The sequence below is a fragment of the Comamonas serinivorans genome (assembly GCF_002158865.1).
Classification (GTDB): domain Bacteria; phylum Pseudomonadota; class Gammaproteobacteria; order Burkholderiales; family Burkholderiaceae_C; genus Comamonas_E; species Comamonas_E serinivorans.
Genome location: NZ_CP021455.1, coordinates 3,222,061 through 3,238,957 on the forward strand (window position 1 = coordinate 3,222,061; position 16,897 = coordinate 3,238,957).

Consider the following 16,897-nt stretch of genomic DNA (forward strand, 5'->3'; position numbering starts at 1 on the left):
CCAATGCGGGATATCTGGGACGCTGCCGCGCCAATTCAAGCCCGTTCGCGCGCTCAATGTCCCCATTTCCTGACATGGGGCGCCGCCGGGGGCTGTTAGGCTGCGACTATATTGATGGTTTGCCCTGGGCCGGAGCGGCTACTCACACCTGGGGTAAATTTGATTCAGGCCCCGGCTACTTGAAAGAAAGGTTTTTGACATGAGCGAACAAGCCAACAACGCCAAGGATTTCGTGGACGACGTCGCCGAGAAAGCCCACGAGGCCGTCGACAAGGCGCACGACAAGACCCAGCAGGCCATCGACGACGCCGACGACAAAGCCCGCACCATCCGCGACGAACTGCGCCCCGCCATCGACGCCCTGAACGCCCGCGTGCAGGACCTGGCATCGCGCACGCGCCAGGCCGCCTGCGACAAGCGGGACCAGACCAAGGAAACCGTGCAGGCCTACGCCGACCGGACCAGCGCCTACGTGGTCGAGCAACCGCTGAAGTCGGTGGCGATTGCCGCCGCCGCCGGCGCGGTGCTGGCCTTGCTGCTGGGCCGCCGCCACTGATTGCCGCCCGCCCCCAAGCTTGATGCAGTATGCCTGCATTGCCGTTCAACGTTGATCGGGAATGCAGGCATACTGCCTTTCTAATCCCCTGATTTTCCATCGTTCAAAGGACGCTTCATGAAACGCATGCACACGCTGGCCCTGGCGCTGACCCTGGGCCTGGCTGCCGTGGCCACCACCGGCTGCTCGGTGGCGCGCAACCAACAATCTGCGGGCGGCTACGTGGACGACGCCGCCATCACCACCAAGGTGAAGTCCAGCTTCGCCACCGACCCCACCGTGTCGGCCATGGCCATCAAGGTCGAAACGCTGAACGGCGAGGTGCTGCTCTCGGGCTTCGCCAAATCCGAGGCCGAACGCAACCAGGCGGCCGAACTGGCCCGCAACATCGCCGGCGTGAAGCTCGTGCGCAACGCCATCGCCGTGCGCTGAGCGACAGGGGCGACCGAGGGCGCCGCGCCAGTCCGGCGCGCCGGACCCTCCCCGATGGCGGGGTCCCCCTCTTCACGCGCCGGTGCCCAGACGAGACCATCGAGCGGCGCACCGCTGGTGGCAACCATCCGGGGGCTTTGCAACCTGACCAGCGGCCTGATGGCGTGCGGCACAGGCTCGCCCCCTCCCGCTCCGCCCGCTCCTTCAACCCAGCGGGCCGCCCTGAGTCTCCAGACCCTCGCGTCGGCCCGACGCTGCAGCGGCCACGCTTTTGCCGCGATCAACCACGCCAATCGTGCGATGCGTGGCGTGCAGCGGGCGAGCGGCTTGGGCGGCTGAACGCACCTGAAAACCCGCGGACAGCCCGCCTCACGGATGGCGTGTGCGTTTCGCCAGGCGAGACGACAGGGTCTGGGACAGGGCCTACACCGCGATTCGCCGAGAATCCTGCGCATCCGTCGCTCCGCCCATGCCGGCTGAGGGCCTGACCGCAGGTCCGCCCCCGCCCGAGGTTTTTTCGCGCCATGCCTGTTTCGCTTCGCCTTGCCCGGGCCCACCTCCCGTTTCTGGACTGGCCGCGCCTCACGGCCGCCCAGGCCCGCCAGGAAATCCTGGCCGGCTTCACCGTGGCCCTGCTGGTGGTGCCGCAAAGCATTGCCTACGCCACGCTGGCCGGCATGCCGGCCATCACCGGCATCTACGCCGCCCTGATCCCGGCCTTCATCGCCTTGCTGTTTTGCCGTTCGCAACGCCTGGGCGTGGGGCCCACGGCGCTGACCAGCATGCTGATCGCGGCCTCGCTGGCCCCGCTGGCCCAGCCCGGCAGCGCGAACTGGGTCAACCTGGCGCTGTGGCTGGCCCTGCTCAGCGGCCTGATGCAGCTGGCCATGGGCGTGTTGCGCGCGGGCTGGCTGATGAACCTGATCGCGTCCCCGGTGATGATGGCCTTCACCCAGGCCTCCGCCCTGCTCATCGTGTGGTCCCAGGTGCGGCCGCTGGTGGGCTGGACGCCGCCGCCCAACGGCCAGCCGTTCTGGACCGGCGCACATTGGCAGGCCTGCGCCATGGGGCTGGCCAGCCTGGTGCTGATGGTGGTGCTGCGTCGGCTGGCGCCGCGCCTGCCGGCCATCCTGGCGGCCGTGGTGCTGGCCGGCCTGGCCAGCTGGGCGCTGGGGTTCGAACAGCTGGGCGGCGAAGTCGTGGGGCCGGTGCCGTCGGGCTTTCCGGCCCTGGCCCTGCCCCACTGGCCGGGCTGGACCGAACTCGGCACCCTGATCGTGCCCGCGGCCGTGATTGCGCTGGTCAGCCTGCTGGAGACGGCCTCGAGCGCACGCGTGGACAACCAGGACAAGGGGCTGCCCTGGGACCAGGACCAGGACATGATCGGCCAGGGCCTGTCCAAGATCGCGGCCGCGTTCAGCGGCAGCTTTGCCACCAGCACTTCGTTCTCGCGCTCGGCGCTGAACCTGGCGGCCGGCGCCCAGACGGCCTGGGCCAACGCGGTCTGCATCGCGGGCGTGGCGCTGACGCTGCTGTTGCTCACGCCCCTGCTGGCGCCGGTGCCACAGGCCACATTGGCCGCCATCGTCGTCATCACCGTGGTCAACCTGCTCAAGCCCAGCCAGTGGCGCGCGCTGTGGCGCATCTCGCGCACCGAGGCGCTGACCGCCGCCGTCACCTTCGTCGTCACCCTGATCACGGCGCCACGCATCTACTGGGGCGTGGTGGCGGGCATCGTGCTGACGCTGACGCACCTGCTGTACTGGCGGCTGCACCCGCGCATCATCGAAGTCGGCATGCACCCGGATGGCAGCCTGCGCGACCGCCACCTGTGGCACCTGCCGCCGCTGGCCCCGCACGTGCTGGCCCTGCGCATGGATGCGCCGCTGGACTTTTCCACGGCGCCCGCGTTTGAAAAAGGCGCGCTGGACGCCCTGCGCCGCGCCCCGCACACGCGGCATTTCTTCTTGTTTGCCCAGCCCATCAACCGCGTCGACGCCTCGGGCGTGGAGGCCTTTGCGCGCGTGCTGGCCGATTTGCGGCGCCAAGGCATCACCCTGCACCTGGTGGGCCTGAAGCTGCCCGCTCAGCGTCTGCAACAGGCCGATCCGACGGGGCGCGAGCTGGTGCAGTACCGGACCGAGGCCGAAGCGCTGCACGCCATCAGCCGCCTGCCCGGCGACCACGAACCGCCCGCCTGGGGGGATCACATCTGAGGCGAGGTCGCGGTGGGCTGTTGCGGACCCGCTGCGCGCATCCACGGCGCCCTGCTCAAAGGCCGAACGCCAGGGTGCAAGCGCGTGGATCGGCCATCGCCAGGATTGGCGCGATGGGCCTGGGCGTTCCGCCCGCCCTCGCTGTCCGCTTACCGGTGGCCCGCAGGGGCCGCCTGTTCACAACCGCGTGCGGCGCCAATTGAACAGACAGTATGGGCCTGTTTGCGCTGAATTGACAACGGCAGACAAGGCATACTCCACAGGCGAAGCCATCGCATCGGCAGCGAACCACCAACCCGGGACTCAGTTCGTGCTGCGCGGCAGCAGCGCCAGGAACTCGCGCCGCAGGCTCATGTCCTTGAGGAAGACGCCGCGCATGACCGAGTTGATCATGCGGCTGTCCAGGTCCTTCACGCCGCGCCAGGCCATGCAGAAGTGCGTGGCTTCCATCACCACGGCCAGCCCATCGGGGCGGGTCTTCTGCTCGATGAGGTTGGCCAGCTGGATCACGGCCTCTTCCTGGATCTGGGGCCGGCCCATGACCCATTCGGCCAGGCGCGCGTACTTGGACAGACCGATCACGTTGGTGCCCTTGTTGGGCATGATGCCGATCCACAGCTTGCCAATGACCGGGCACAGGTGGTGACTGCAGGCCGAACGCACGGTGATGGGGCCGACCAGCATCAGCTCGTTGAGGTGCTCGGCGTTCGGGAACTCGGTGATGCTGGGCGGCGTGACATACCGCCCCTGGAACACCTCGTTGATGTACATCTTGGCCACGCGGCGCGCCGTGCTGGCGGTGTTGTGGTCGCCCTGGGTGTCGATGACCATGCTCTGCAGCACGGCCTCCATTTTTTCCGTCACCTCGTCGAGCATGGCCTCGAGTTCGCCGGGCTCGATGAACTCGGCGATGTTGTCGTTGGCGTTGAAGCGGCGTTCGGCGGCCTTCAGGCGTTCGCGGATGCGCACCGAGACGGGAATGCCTTCGTCGGAGGCGGGGTCGGGAAGGGAGGGACGGTCCTGCTTGTCGTTCACGGCGGGTCTGGACGGGGTCGGGGAACAGCCGGCCATGGTAACAGCGCAAGCCCGGCCATCTGGTCGCTGGGACTACTGGGCTCGTCGAGCACCCTGGGCAGCAGCCCTCGCGCCGGCCTCCGTCGTGGTCGGGGAACCCGCACCGGCCGCCTGGCAGCCGACGACCCGTGTCGGGCCGGCCATCGTCTGCGCCAGCTGCTCGGGGCCTGGCCGCCGTGCACGCGCACGACCAAGCCGCTGCCGGCAACTCAGGCCTGCATCGCCCCACGCCAGCTGAACTCGCCGATGAGCGGCAGGTGGTCGGACATGCGCGCCCACACCTTGCCCTGCGGCACCATCAGGCTGCCGGGGCGCAGGCCGCGCGAATAAATGTGGTCGAGCTGCACCACCGGCAGACGCGACGGGAACGTGGGCCGCTTGAGGTGGCGCGGCAGGGTCTTGAGCCGCATCTCGGCCATCATGGCGCGGATCTGCACGCCCCAGTCGTTGAAATCGCCGGCGACGACGATGGGCGCATCGGGGGGAATCTCGCGCGCGATGTAGCGCTGCAGCTGCGCCACCTGGCGCAGCCGGCTGGCCCCCAGCAGGCCCAGGTGCACGACGATGACGTGCAGCGGCCGGTCGTGCACGCGCACCTCCACGTGCAGCAGGCCGCGCTGCTCGAAGCGGTGGTCGGACATGTCCTCGTGCCGCTGACTGACGACGGGCCAGCGCGACAGCAGGGCGTTGCCGTGTTCGCCATGCTTGGTGATGGCGTTGGTGGTGTAGACGGCCTGGTAGCCCAGGGGCGCCAGGAACTCCGCCTGCGGCTGCTCGGGCCAGGTGGCAAAGCGCAAGGCCTCGCGGCGGTTGACGCTGCGCACCTCCTGCAGGCAGATGAAATCGGCATCGAGCTGCTCGATGGCCAGGCCCAGGTCATGGATCTCCAGCCGCTTGGCCGGACCGATGCCCTGCACGCCCTTGTGGATGTTGTAGGTGGCCACCCGGATGGTGTCGGGGGCCATGGTGAGCACGGAGTCCTGGAACATCTTCAACCTCCCGCTGCGGGTACCCCGGACGAGGGGGCGGCGCTGATCTGCACCGCGTGCAGCGTAGCCGGCCTCAGCGACGCAGCTCGCGCAACACGCGCAGCACCGGCCACACGCGCGTGCCCACGCGCCACAGGCCCCAGGCCCGCAGGCTCAGGCCCACCATGCGCTTGGGCCGCAGCACGAACAGCGTGCCCAGCACCGCCGCGACAACGCCGGGGTTGGCCTTGGCCCAGCCCACCGCGTCGAGTGCCGTGTCGGCCAGCCGGACCCGAGGCTTGAGGCGCAGCGACTCGCGCGCGATCTGCTCGCGCAAGAGCATGGAGCGGCGCATCAGCACCTCGCGCTGCAGGGCGAGACGCTGGCGGGTAGACGTGTGTCGGCTCATGGCTGCAGGCGCTCCACGTCCTCACGCAGCTCGTGCAGGCTGGTGGCAAACAATTCGGTGCCGCGGTTGAAACGCGACCAAGCCAGCAGGCCCGACAGGCCGCCCAGGGCAAAAAAGCCCAACGTCACGTAGAACACGGTCCACAGGCGGTTCGGGGTATCCCACTGGTAGGCGATGATCCAGAACGCGGCAAACACCAAGCCCATGCACAACAGCGCGATGGCCACGGCACCGAAGGCCACCATGCCCAGCAGGCGCAGCAATTCTTCGCGGGCCTCGATGGTCAGCAGCTGAAAGCGCACCTGCACCAGCTCGATCACCGAGCCCAGCAAGCCCTTGAGTTTGGAACTGGTGCGGGAAGTCGCCATGGCGGGAGGGGTCCGGAGGGGTTCAACAACAGGCGATCACGGCGCGCGGGCCGTGATCGCGGATTCGCGCAGCGCCGCTCAGCGGCGCCCGGCTCAGCGGCGCGTCAGCAGGCAGCCGATCAGCAGGCCCACGGCGGCGGCCACGCCGATCGAGCGGTACGGGTTCTCGTGCACGTAGTCGTCCGTCACGCGGGCCACTTCGCGACTCTTGGCGCGCAGGGCCACTTCGGCGTCGGTCAGCGTGTCGCGGGCCGCGCGCAGGCTTTCGCGCATGCGGGCGCGCGCGTCGGCAAAACGCTCGTCGCCGCTGGCAGCCAACGAATCGAGCACGGCTTCCGCGTCATGGATGTTCTTCTTCAGGCTGGAGACGGTGGCATCTTTGGCGTCGGCCACTTGATCGCGGAAATTGAACATGGGATGAACTCCTTTGGGGTGATTGAACGGGCAGACCCGATGGGCAAAATCGTAACAGACGACCCAATGCCCCCTGTAGGACGGCCTCTTGTTCAGCTCTGGTCGAAACGCCGAGTTTCAAGCGGTGGGCGACGGCTCCGGTGTCGGACAACGCCGCTCATCGCACCACGCAGTATCACGGCATGTCCGTTGACAGTTGAACGGGCGTCCCTGGATACCCAGCAACCAGACTTCAAGACCCGGCCGAATCGGCCCCGGTCCGCACCGTGGGCACGGCTGGCGGCAGCGCCTTGGCCTGCAGCAGGCGCAGCTGCTGCACCAATTGGTTGTGGTTGTGCAAAAAGGCCGCGGCGATGACCTTGCCTTCGTTCGTGTTGCTCCAGCCCATGCCCGCCCCGCCCCCGACGCGACCCAGGATCACGCCGCCCACACCCAGGTCGGTGGCCCGCGCCGAGCCCGTGGCCGCCGCCACCTGCTCGGTGGTTTCGTTGTCGACCAGGAACAGCGCCGTCTGCGCCTCCTTGAACTTCACCTGCTCGGCGACGCCAGCCAGCCCGGCCACGTCGCGCAGGATGGGCACCATGGCGATGAGGCCCGCCAGGCCGCGGCCTGCGTCCTGCTCGCTGAAGGTCAGGCTGGGCGTGAGCGTGTACTGCGCCTCGTAGCCCTTGCCCTTGTCCACGGTGCCGTTCTGGCGCAGCACGCCGGCGTCCCGCAGTTCACCCTCGCGCAGCGTGCCCTGCAGCCCGCCCGAGCGGTCGACCACGCGAAAGCAGCCACTTTGCTGCGCCAGCAAGCGCACCAACGGCACCGGGGTGGGCGGCAGGGTGACGTTGGCCGGTATGACGTAGCCGCGCGGGTTCTCGAGCAGGGCGACGGTGGCGATGGGCCGCTCGCAACGCTCCAGGCTGGGCGCGGCCTGCTGGGCCCCGGCCGGGCCGGCCGACCCCGAGATCTCGGAGCCGCCCTGCCCCAGCTCGGTCTTCTGCTCGCCACAGCCGGCCAGAAGCAGCACCAGGCTCAGGCCCAGCGCGCCCAGACCCGTTCGCAGGTGCGTCGGTTCCTGGGCCTGCGTGCGCTCAATACAACATGGAGTACCACCAAATTTTCGTTTTTCACACAACGGACACACATGCATACTCCACCCCCTGATTGAGCGACTGCCTGCAAGCATACCGAAAAAACGCCAGACGGCCGAGGGCGGTCTGGCGTGGGTTCGGCCGGCCGCAGCGACCGACGGGGCCGGGCGATCAGGCCTCGGGCACGGGGTTGCGCAGCTTGATGTGCAGCTCGCGCAGCTGCTTCTCGTCGACCGGCGACGGGGCCTGGGTCAGCAGGTCCTGGGCACGCTGGGTCTTGGGGAAGGCGATCACGTCGCGGATGGAATCGGCGCCGGTCATCAGCGTGATCAGGCGATCCAGGCCAAAGGCCAGGCCGCCGTGCGGGGGCGCGCCGTACTGCAGCGCATCCAGCAGGTAGCCGAACTTGGCGCGCTGCTGCTCGGGCGTGATGTTCAGGGCCTCGAAGACCTTGGCCTGCACGTCGGCGCGGTGGATACGCACCGAACCGCCGCCCAGCTCCCAGCCGTTGAGCACCATGTCGTAGGCCTTGGCGATGCACTTGCCGGGGTCGGTGGCCATCAGTTCCTCGTGGCCGTCCTTGGGCGAGGTGAAGGGGTGGTGCACGGCCACCCAGCGGTCGTCTTCCTCGTCGTGCTCGAACATGGGGAAGTCCACCACCCACAGCGGCGCCCAGCGGTCTTCGAACAGGCCGCTCTTCTTGCCGAACTCGCTGTGGCCCACCTTCAGGCGCAGCGCGCCGATGGCGTCGTTGACGACCTTTTCCTTGTCGGCACCGAAGAAGATCAGGTCGCCGTCCTGCGCGCCCGTGCGCTTGAGGATCTCGGCGATGGCCGCGTCGTGCAGGTTCTTGACGATGGGCGACTGCAGGCCGTCACGACCCTTGGCCACTTCATTGACCTTGATCCAGGCCAGGCCCTTGGCGCCGTAGATCTTGACGAACTCGGTGTAGCCGTCGATCTCGCCACGGCTGATGGCCGCACCGCCGGGCACGCGCAGGCCGACCACGCGGCCGCCCTTGGTCGTGGCAGGGGTCGAGAACACCTTGAAGTCCACGTCCTTCATGACTTCAGTCAGCTCGGTGAACTCGAGCTTGACGCGCAGGTCGGGCTTGTCCGACCCGAAGCGATGCGCCGCGTCCTGGTAGGTCATGATGGGGAATTCGCCCAGGTCCACGCCCAGCTGGGTCTGGAACACCTCGGTGATCATGCGCTGGAAGATGGCGCGGATCTCTTCCTCGTTCAGGAACGAGGTTTCGCAGTCGATCTGCGTGAACTCGGGCTGGCGGTCGGCGCGCAGGTCCTCGTCGCGGAAGCACTTGGTGATCTGGTAGTAGCGGTCGTAGCCGGCCACCATCAGCATCTGCTTGTAGAGCTGAGGCGACTGGGGCAGCGCGAAGAACTGGCCATCGTGCACGCGGCTGGGCACCAGGTAGTCGCGCGCGCCTTCGGGCGTGCTCTTGCCCAGCATGGGCGTTTCGATGTCGACGAAACCCAGGCCGTCGAGGAAGTTGCGGACCTGGATCGCAGTCTTGTAGCGCAGCATCATGTTGCGCTGCATGTAGGGGCGGCGCAGGTCCAGCACGCGGTTGGTGAGGCGCGTGGTTTCCGACAGGTTGTCGTCGTCCAGCTGGAACGGCGGCGTGACCGAGGCGTTCAACACCACGAGCTCCTCGGCAAAGACCTCGACCTTGCCGCTGGCGATCTTCTCGTTGATGGTCTCGGCCGTGCGGGCCTTCACCACGCCCTTGACCTGGATGCAGAACTCGTTGCGCAAGTCTTCGGCGCGCTTGAACTGGTCCTTGAGCAGGTCGGGGTCACACACCACCTGCACCAGCCCTTCGCGGTCGCGCAGGTCGACAAAAATCAGTTGGCCGTGGTCGCGGCGGCGGTTCACCCAGCCGCACAGGCTCACGGTTTGGCCCAGCTGGGCTTCGGTCACTTGACCACAGTAGTGGCTACGCATGGACATGGAGGATTCGCTTTCTGGAGAGGGCTCGCGCCGCGATGGCGCAAAAACGGGTCAGTTCGCCGCAGGCGCCGGGCTGGCCGCGGGCGCAGGCGCCGGAGCGGCTGGTGCCGCTGCAGGCGCGGGACTGGCCGCGGCAGCGCTCGACGTGCCTTCGGCCGCAGGCGGTGCGGCCGGCGCCTTGCCGCTGAAATCGGTGGCATACCAGCCATTGCCCTTGAGCTGGAAGCCAGCGGCCGTGAGCTGCTTGTGCAGGGCCTGGGCGTGGCATTGCGGGCACTCGGTCAAAGGGGCATCGGAGATTTTCTGCAACGCGTCAAACGCGTGGCCGCAATCCGCACATTTGTACGCGTAAATGGGCATGGTGAAGGGAAAAATCAGGCCGCCGACGGCGTCGGAAAAAGCCTTTGATTATAGGGCGAGCCCCCTGCGCGCCCGCAGCCCGCGCATTGCGCCTGGCCTGCCGGCGGCGGACGCTCGGGCCGTGACCGCGACCGTGCTGCGTCCCGCATGCGGCGTGGACGGCGGTCGGGTGCGCCGGCCTGGGCCGCCCGTCAGGGCTGGGCTTGCAGGTGGTTGACGGCGGTCACGCCGCCCGGCTTGATCCACTGCGGCGCCAGCGAGCCCGCCCACATGCCGATCAAGGCACCGATCACGCCGGCCAGCTGGGCCGGGAAGGCCTCGTCCAGCCCCAGCACCATGAGCCCGATCCAGGCCAGCATGCCCAGCGCGATGGACAGCAAGGCCCCTTGCGAGGTGGCGCGCTTCCAGTACAGGCCGAACACCAGCGGCACGAACGACCCGACCAGCGTCACCTGGTAGGCGGCGGACACCATCTCGTAGATGCTGCGCTCGCGGTACACGATGGCATAGGCCAGCACGCACAGGCTGAACACCAGCACCGTGATGCGCATGGTGAGCAGCTCATGGCGGTCGGACTGTTTGGGCACGAACTGGTGCCAGATGTTCTCGACGAAGGTCACGCTGGGTGCCAGCATGGTGGCCGACGCACACGATTTGATGGCCGACAGCAGCGCGCCGAAGAACAGCACCTGCATCACCAGCGGCATCTGGGTCATCACCAGCGCCGGCAGCACCTTCTGCGGGTCGTCGGCCAGCAGGCTGGCGGCTTCGGTCGGCATGATGACCAGGGCGCTGGTGACCAGGAACATGGGCACGAAGGCGAACACGATGTAGAGCGAGCCGCCGATGACAGGTCCCCACGTCGCCGCTCGCACGCTGTTGGCCGACATCACGCGCTGGAACACGTCCTGCTGCGGGATGGAGCCCAGCATCATGGTGATGGCCGCCGCGAAGAAGAACACCATGTCGTGGAAGGTGGGCGGCGGGAAGAAACGGAACATGTCGCGGCTGGTCGCCAGCTCGATCACCTGGCCGGCGCCGCCCGCCATGTCGCTGGCGAACACTGCCAGGGCCATCAGGCCCACCACCAGGATGATCATCTGGATGAAATCGGTGATGGCCACCGACCACATGCCGCCGAACACCGTGTAAATCAGCACCGAGGCCACGCCGATCGCCATGCCGGCTTCGATCGACAGGCTGCCGCCCGACAGCAGGTTGAACACCAGGCCCAGCGCCGTCACCTGCGCCGCCACCCAGCCCAGGTAGCTCACGATGATGAACAGCGAGCACAGGATCTCCACCGTGCGGCCATAGCGCTCGCGGTAGTAGTCGCTGATGGTCATCAGGTTGAGCTTGTAGAGCTTGGCGGCGAAGAACAGGCCGACCAGGATCAGGCACATGCCCGCCCCGAACGGGTCTTCCACCACGGCCCCCAGGCCGCCCTCGACGAACTTGGCCGGCACGCCCAGCACGATCTCGGAACCGAACCACGTTGCGAACGTGGTGGTGATGATCATGAACAGCGGCAGGCTGCGGCCTGCCACCGCATAGTCCGATGTCCCCTTCACCCGCCGGGCGGCCACCAGGCCGATGCAGATCGTGACCACCAAATACGCAATGACAAGGACAGGCAGCGTCACGCCAGACTCCAACGGTGAGGGGTTGAATCAAAACGCGCGATTCTAGGGTGACCCCAGGCCGGCCTGTGGAGCCGCCGCGACGGGCGGCGAGCGGGTTGGCGTGCCGGTTGGCAAGCCAGCCCGGCTGCCGTCGACCGCCTCGGCCACGGCTCAGGCGTCGGGCGACGCCGCAGGCCGCACGTTGCGCGCCTGGACCCGGGGCACACGCCTGGACCCTGGACCCTGGGCCCTGGGTTGTGCGCTGCGGTCGCTCGCGACCCGGGAGTGCAAACCTCCGGGTTCGCCACGGCATCCGCAGCCCCGGCCAGCGGCCGCTTCCGCCTCACGGCACTGGCCAACCTTCGCCCGATCAACCATGAGGTATGGCGCTGCTCCCGTTTGCATGCAAACGACAACAGCGCCATACCTCGGACATCAAAACCAAATGGCGTTCGCGTCATCGCCGCAGCGCGTGGCCATCACCCCTGGCCGGCGTGCCGCCCTGCGCGGTGCGAACGTGGGTCAAGCGCCCACGCGTCAGAACTGGTGGCGCAAGCCGACGCCGAACACGCGCAGGTTGTGCCCGCTGTCGGCCACCACGGGCACGCCGCCCAGCGTGGCCGAAGCCTGGCCGTCGTTGGCCAGGATCAGCAAGCGTCCGTACACGGCCGTGCGCTTGCTCAGAGCGTGGTCCCACCCCAGCGTCAGCACGTTCTGGCGCCGCGGGCTGTGCGCCACACGCCGGTGCAGCACCTCGGCCAGCAGCGTGTTGCTCGGGTTGACGGCCCACGAGGCGCCCAGGCTGAACAGCTGCGCATGGGGCACGCCCGCCGGACCACGGTTGCGCATCACGTTGCCCGAGAGCTTGAACTGCGCCCACTGCCGGGCCACGCTCAGGCTCTGGTGCAGCGAGGCGCCCGTTGCCCCCGACCCATCCGCAGGTGGACTGGCCCACCCGTCGCGCGTGCGTTGAAAGCCATAGCCCACGTACCAGCCCTGGTGCGTCCACGCCAGGTTGCCGCCCAGGAACTGGCTGCGCCGGCCCGTCTCGTCGCCGCGCGCATGCGCCAGGCTGGCCGTCACCGGCCCCAGCGCGGGCGCGTGGTAGCGCACCAGGTTGCTGGCGCGGGCCGAAAACGCCCGCAGCCCGGTCTGGCCGTCGGTCAGCGACACCGCGTTCAGCGGCGAAAACAAGGCGTTCATGCTGAACGGGTCCGTCTTGAGCAGCGACAGGAACATGGGCGTATACATACGCCCCATCTCCAGGCTGCCCCAGGGCCCGCTCAGGCTCAGGTAGGACTGGCGCGTGAACGCCGCCGTGGGCCCGGGGATGGTGCCCTGGCCGTTGGCCGCGTTGATGCCCATTTCGAGCACAAAGCCGGCGCGCCAGCCGTCGCCCAGGTCTTCGCTGCCGCGAAAGCCCAGGCGCGAGGCGGCATGGCCGCCATCGACCAGGGTGGTGCTCCGGGTCGGCCCGGATTGCACGTGGCGCAGCATGAGGTCGGCCGTGCCATACAGGTTGACCTGGCTTTGGGCGGACGCGAGCGGGCATGCGGCAGCGCAGGCGGCTGCCAGAACGAGGTGTTTCATGGGGCGTGGCGAGTTGGAAGCGGGCGCGTGGCGCCCGGGGCTGCCACCGGTTCACCGGCGGCAACGAAGCTCAGGGGTATTGGCCGATGGCCGATATCAAATGAACGGCAAGGGACTCATACTGCTTGCACCTGGCCGCTGATCAGCGCACCACGCCGGCCGCCTGCAGCGCGGCCAGGGCCTGGGCGTCCAGGCCCAGCTCGTGCAGCAGCGCCTGGGTGTCGCGCCCCAGCGCGGCCAGGTCGGCCTGCTGCGGCAGGGGCTCGTGGCGGTAGCAAAAGCCCAGGCCCGCCGTGCGCACCTGCTGGTCGCCCGCCTGGTAGCGGGTGGCGGGCAAGGCCAGTTGCCCGCCCTCGGCCACCTCGGTCAGGAAACCGTCCAGCGACCGCACGCGCGCGGCCGGCACGCCCCGCGCATTGAGGCTGGCCTCCATGGCGGCGGCCGACTGGGCGGCAAAAGCCTGCTGCAGCACCTGCTGCAGGCGCTGCGCATCGCGCGCCTTGACGAACCCGCGCTCGCCCTCGAAGGCCGCCAGGTCCAGCAAGGCATCGTCGCGGCACAGGCCGGGCAGGTCCAGCACCTCGGTCAGCGCGCGAAACTGCGCCGGCGTGTTGGCCGCCGTGGACAGCCAGCCATCGGCACAGCGGAAGGTGTCGGCGCCGGGGCTGCCGGTGTAGCCGCGGTTGCCCACGCGCCGCGGCGCCTCGCCCTCGGTCAGGAAGGCGTTCACCTTGGGGTACATGAGCATGAGCGCTGCCTGCACCATGGACACGTCCACGTGCTCCCCCTGCCCGCAGGCCTGGCGGCGGTGCAGCGCCGCCGTGATGGACAGCGCGCCCAGCATGCCCACGGCCACGTCGACCACGGGAAAGCCCACCTTCACGGGCGGCGCCGCCTCGTCGTCGCCCGACATCATCATCATGCCGGTCAAGGCCTGGATCACGTGGTCGTAAGCGCCCCGCCCCGACCACTCGCCCTGCTGGCCGTAGCCCGAGAGCGAGGCGTAGACGATGTCCGGCCGGCAGGCGCGGAGGTCCTCGTAGGCCAGGCCATGGCGGGCCACGGTACCGGGCCGGAAGTTCTCGATGAACACGTCGGCCGTGCGCGCCAGCTGGCGCACCAGCTCGGCGCCCTCGGGCTGGCGGATGTCCACCGCCAGCGAGCGCTTGCCGGCGTTGAGCGCGGCAAACCCGGCCGACTGGCTGTTGCGCATGACCTCGCCGCCATCGGGCGGCTCGATCTTGATGACTTCGGCACCCAGCTGCGCCAGGTACATGGAGGCCAGCGGCCCCGCGATGACGTGCGACATGTCGATCACGCGCACGCCGTTCAAGGGTTGGGTCATGGGGCGTCCTAGCTGGTGTGGGCTTGCGACAGCGCGATGATTTCGGCCATCTTGGTGTTCTCGGTCTGCACGAAGCGCGTGAAGTCCTGCGGGCTCGGGCTGGTCGCCAGGTCGCTGCCGGTCAGGCGCGCGTACTCGGCCATGCGCGGCTGCACGGCGGCGTGGTTGAGCGCGGTGTGCAGGCGCGCGACGATGTCCGGCGGCGTCTTGGCGTGCACCCAGATGCCGGACCAGGCCTCCAGCACGGCCTGGTCGGACTTCAGGGCCTCGACCAGTGTCGGCACCTCGGGCAGCACAGCGACCCGCTTCGCGCTCGTCACGGCCAGCGCCCGCAGCTTGCCGGTCTTCAGCGCCTGTTGCGCCGTGCCCAGGTTGGGAAAGGCGAACTGCGTGTCGCCGCGCATCAGCGACAGCGGGATCTCGACCGAGCCCGTCAGCGGCACGTGCACGGCCTTCATGCCGCCCAGCACGCCCAGCGTCTCGCCCGCGATGTGCGCCGGCGTGCCGATGCCGCCCGAGCCGAAGTTCAGCTTGCCGGGCTCGCGCCGCGCCGCGTTCACCAGGTCGGCCACGGTCTGCCAGGGGCTGGACTTGGCCACCATGAGCACGGCGCACGAGGTGGACAGCAGGCCCACCGGCGCGAAGTCGCCCAGGGCGAAGCGCAGCTTGGGCTGCAGCAGCTTCTGGATCAGGTGGGCATTGGTCGCCAGCATCAGCGTGTAGCCATCGGCCGGCTGGCCCACCAGGTACTGCGCCGCCAGCACACCGCCCGCGCCCACCTTGTTTTCGACGTACACGCTTTGCTTGAGCGCCCCGCCCAGCAAGGGGGCCAGCTCGCGGCACAGCAGGTCGGGTCCGCCGCCCGCGGCATAGGGGCAAATCAGGCGCACCGAGCGGTCGGGATACGGGCCGGCGTGCGCGGCGGTGGCCAGGCCCACGCTGGCCAGCCCCCCCAAAAAGTGTCGTCTCTGCATGTCTGTCTCCTGTGGTGTGGGCCGCACTGTAGGCAGGCGTCAGCATGATGAAAAGCGAAATAAACTCATCCATCCATCACCTTTTGGAATACTCATGCGCGACGATGCCCACCTGATGCGCCTGCTGGCGCGGCTGCGGTTTCGCCACCTGCAGATGCTGGTGGCGCTGCGCGACTGCGTGACGCTGAGCGCGGCCGCGTCGCAGATGAACCTCTCGCAATCGGCGCTGAGCAAGATGCTGCACGAGGTCGAAACGGCCTTCGGCTTCGCCCTGTTCGAGCGCGCCCCCAAGGGCCTGGTGCCCACCGAGCGCGGCGCCCTGGTCATGCAGCTGGCGACCTGGATGCTCAACGAGCTGGGCCACGCCACCGAGCAGCTGGCGCGCGAAGCGCAGCACAGCATCCTGCGCCTGGGCACGCCACCCTTCATCGCCCAGGCCCACCTGCCCCCGGTGATCGAGCACCTGCTGCTGCACCACCCCTGCGAGTTGCGGCTGACCGAAAGCGGCGTGCCCCGCCTGTTCGACCTGCTGCAGCAAGGCCGGCTCGACGCGCTGCTCACCAGCCTGCCCAGCCGCAGCACGCTGCAGCGGGCGGGCGTGCAGGCGCAGGCCCTGTTCACGTCGGCGATGACGGTGATCGCGCCGCGCCACCATGCGCTGGCCACGGCCCGCCCCGCCCGCTTTGCCGAGCTGCGCGCCGAGCGCTGGATCGTGCCGGCCGAATCCACGCTGGGCCGCAGCGCGTTCGAAGACATGTTCAGGCGCGCCGGCGTGTTCGCGCCCGACCGGCTCGTGATCTCGAACAGCCCCGCCACCAACGTGGAGCTGGTGGCCGCCGGCGTGGGCCTGTCGTTCGTGCCCAGCCTGTCGCTGGCGCGCGCCACCTCGGCCACGCGCGTCCGCGAGGTGACGCTGGAGGCGCCGCTGCCCGCCTCCACCGTGGCGCTGGTCTACCGGCGCGAGTCCGACGCGATCCAGTGGCTGCGCGACAGCATCCAGGCGCAGGCCGGCGATTCGTGAGGGGCAGTATGGGCCTGCTGCCGATTTTCATGAATCGGAGACGACGCCATACTGCAGGCGCCATGATGGGTCAGCGTGTCGGTTGAGCGCCTACGCCCGCCAGGCGCGCGAGCGCTGGCGGCCCCGCTCTGCATGGCGCAGGTGCAGGGCAGCGCCCAGCCCGCGCACCGCCGCCGTGGGCCGCCGATGCGCCCCTCCCGCCAGGCGGACGCCGGGCGCGGCGCGATTAGAATGCGCCCCGTTGGTGCCGCGGCGGCCTGTCTGGCCAGCGGTTAAACGGGAAGCAGGGAGTGCGGTGCCAAGCCGCTTCAGCCTGCGCTGCCCCCGCAACGGTGAGCAAGCCGACCCCATTGGGTCAGGCGGTGTCGAACATGCCACTGCCGTCAGGTGACGGTGGGAAGGCCACACCGCCGTCTTGCCAGCCCGGATACCGGCCAACACGGTTGCGATGCCGCTTCAGGCATGGTGTTTGCGTCTGAGGGCCTGCGGGGATGCAGT

16 protein-coding genes and 1 riboswitch are annotated in these 16,897 nt (G+C 68.9%); of the genes, 4 read left to right on the plus strand and 12 right to left on the minus strand.

The features are described 5' to 3' along the window. The first annotated feature begins 199 nt into the window (after window positions 1-199). From CCO03_RS13690 to CCO03_RS13700, 3 genes are all read left to right on the plus strand, one after another. Complete coding sequence (locus CCO03_RS13690) at window positions 200-556, plus strand: glycine zipper domain-containing protein (protein WP_087281918.1); 357 nt, start codon at window positions 200-202, stop codon at window positions 554-556. A 117-nt stretch (window positions 557-673) separates the two neighbouring features. Beyond that, complete coding sequence (locus tag CCO03_RS13695) at window positions 674-988, plus strand: BON domain-containing protein (protein WP_205690304.1); 315 nt, start codon at window positions 674-676, stop codon at window positions 986-988. 524 nt (window positions 989-1,512) lie between these two features. Then, window positions 1,513-3,204: a SulP family inorganic anion transporter gene (locus CCO03_RS13700; RefSeq protein WP_087281922.1), complete on the plus strand. Its 1,692-nt coding sequence runs from the start codon at window positions 1,513-1,515 to the stop codon at window positions 3,202-3,204. Between the two features lie 303 nt (window positions 3,205-3,507). On the opposite strand, the gene folE is transcribed toward CCO03_RS13700, so the two are convergent. The 12 genes from folE to CCO03_RS13760 form a co-directional block, all read right to left on the minus strand. Further along, window positions 3,508-4,239, minus strand: a complete 732-nt coding sequence (gene folE, locus CCO03_RS13705) for a GTP cyclohydrolase I (RefSeq protein WP_236903822.1) — start codon at window positions 4,237-4,239, stop codon at window positions 3,508-3,510. 248 nt (window positions 4,240-4,487) lie between these two features. After that, window positions 4,488-5,267 (minus strand): endonuclease/exonuclease/phosphatase family protein, encoded by a 780-nt coding sequence (locus CCO03_RS13710; protein WP_169717471.1) that lies wholly within the window; start codon window positions 5,265-5,267, stop codon window positions 4,488-4,490. 73 nt (window positions 5,268-5,340) lie between these two features. Further along, entirely contained in the window at window positions 5,341-5,655 is a 315-nt protein-coding gene (locus tag CCO03_RS13715; RefSeq protein ID WP_087281927.1) for a YqjK family protein, read from the minus strand. After that, window positions 5,652-6,023, minus strand: a complete 372-nt coding sequence (locus CCO03_RS13720) for a phage holin family protein (protein WP_087281928.1) — start codon at window positions 6,021-6,023, stop codon at window positions 5,652-5,654. Before CCO03_RS13720 ends, CCO03_RS13715 begins: the two co-directional genes overlap by 4 nt. A 93-nt stretch (window positions 6,024-6,116) precedes the next feature. After that, window positions 6,117-6,437: an ElaB/YgaM/YqjD family protein gene (locus CCO03_RS13725; RefSeq protein ID WP_087281930.1), complete on the minus strand. Its 321-nt coding sequence runs from the start codon at window positions 6,435-6,437 to the stop codon at window positions 6,117-6,119. A 232-nt stretch (window positions 6,438-6,669) separates the two neighbouring features. Further along, complete coding sequence (locus tag CCO03_RS13730; protein ID WP_418236063.1) at window positions 6,670-7,455, minus strand: CsgG/HfaB family protein; 786 nt, start codon at window positions 7,453-7,455, stop codon at window positions 6,670-6,672. Between the two features lie 232 nt (window positions 7,456-7,687). Beyond that, window positions 7,688-9,487: an aspartate--tRNA ligase gene (gene aspS, locus CCO03_RS13735; RefSeq protein WP_087281932.1), complete on the minus strand. Its 1,800-nt coding sequence runs from the start codon at window positions 9,485-9,487 to the stop codon at window positions 7,688-7,690. Between the two features lie 51 nt (window positions 9,488-9,538). Continuing rightward, window positions 9,539-9,847, minus strand: a complete 309-nt coding sequence (locus CCO03_RS13740; RefSeq protein WP_087281934.1) for an FmdB family zinc ribbon protein — start codon at window positions 9,845-9,847, stop codon at window positions 9,539-9,541. Between the two features lie 191 nt (window positions 9,848-10,038). Then, complete coding sequence (locus tag CCO03_RS13745) at window positions 10,039-11,484, minus strand: high affinity choline transporter 1 (RefSeq protein ID WP_087284699.1); 1,446 nt, start codon at window positions 11,482-11,484, stop codon at window positions 10,039-10,041. A gap of 522 nt (window positions 11,485-12,006) precedes the next feature. Then, a complete protein-coding gene (locus CCO03_RS13750; protein ID WP_087281935.1) occupies window positions 12,007-13,059 on the minus strand; it encodes a porin in 1,053 nt (350 codons plus the stop codon). A gap of 142 nt (window positions 13,060-13,201) precedes the next feature. Continuing rightward, the gene (locus CCO03_RS13755; RefSeq protein WP_087281937.1) at window positions 13,202-14,404 is read right to left on the minus strand and encodes a CaiB/BaiF CoA transferase family protein; all 1,203 of its coding nucleotides are present in this window, start codon (window positions 14,402-14,404) and stop codon (window positions 13,202-13,204) included. A gap of 8 nt (window positions 14,405-14,412) precedes the next feature. Next, the gene (locus tag CCO03_RS13760) at window positions 14,413-15,378 is read right to left on the minus strand and encodes a Bug family tripartite tricarboxylate transporter substrate binding protein (RefSeq protein WP_087281939.1); all 966 of its coding nucleotides are present in this window, start codon (window positions 15,376-15,378) and stop codon (window positions 14,413-14,415) included. A 94-nt stretch (window positions 15,379-15,472) separates the two neighbouring features. Here CCO03_RS13760 and CCO03_RS13765 point away from each other — a divergent pair, with 94 nt between their 5' ends. Next, entirely contained in the window at window positions 15,473-16,399 is a 927-nt protein-coding gene (locus tag CCO03_RS13765) for a LysR family transcriptional regulator (protein ID WP_169717472.1), read from the plus strand. 225 nt (window positions 16,400-16,624) lie between these two features. Continuing rightward, window positions 16,625-16,852, plus strand: a riboswitch (cobalamin riboswitch). Window positions 16,853-16,897: the final 45 nt, after the last annotated feature.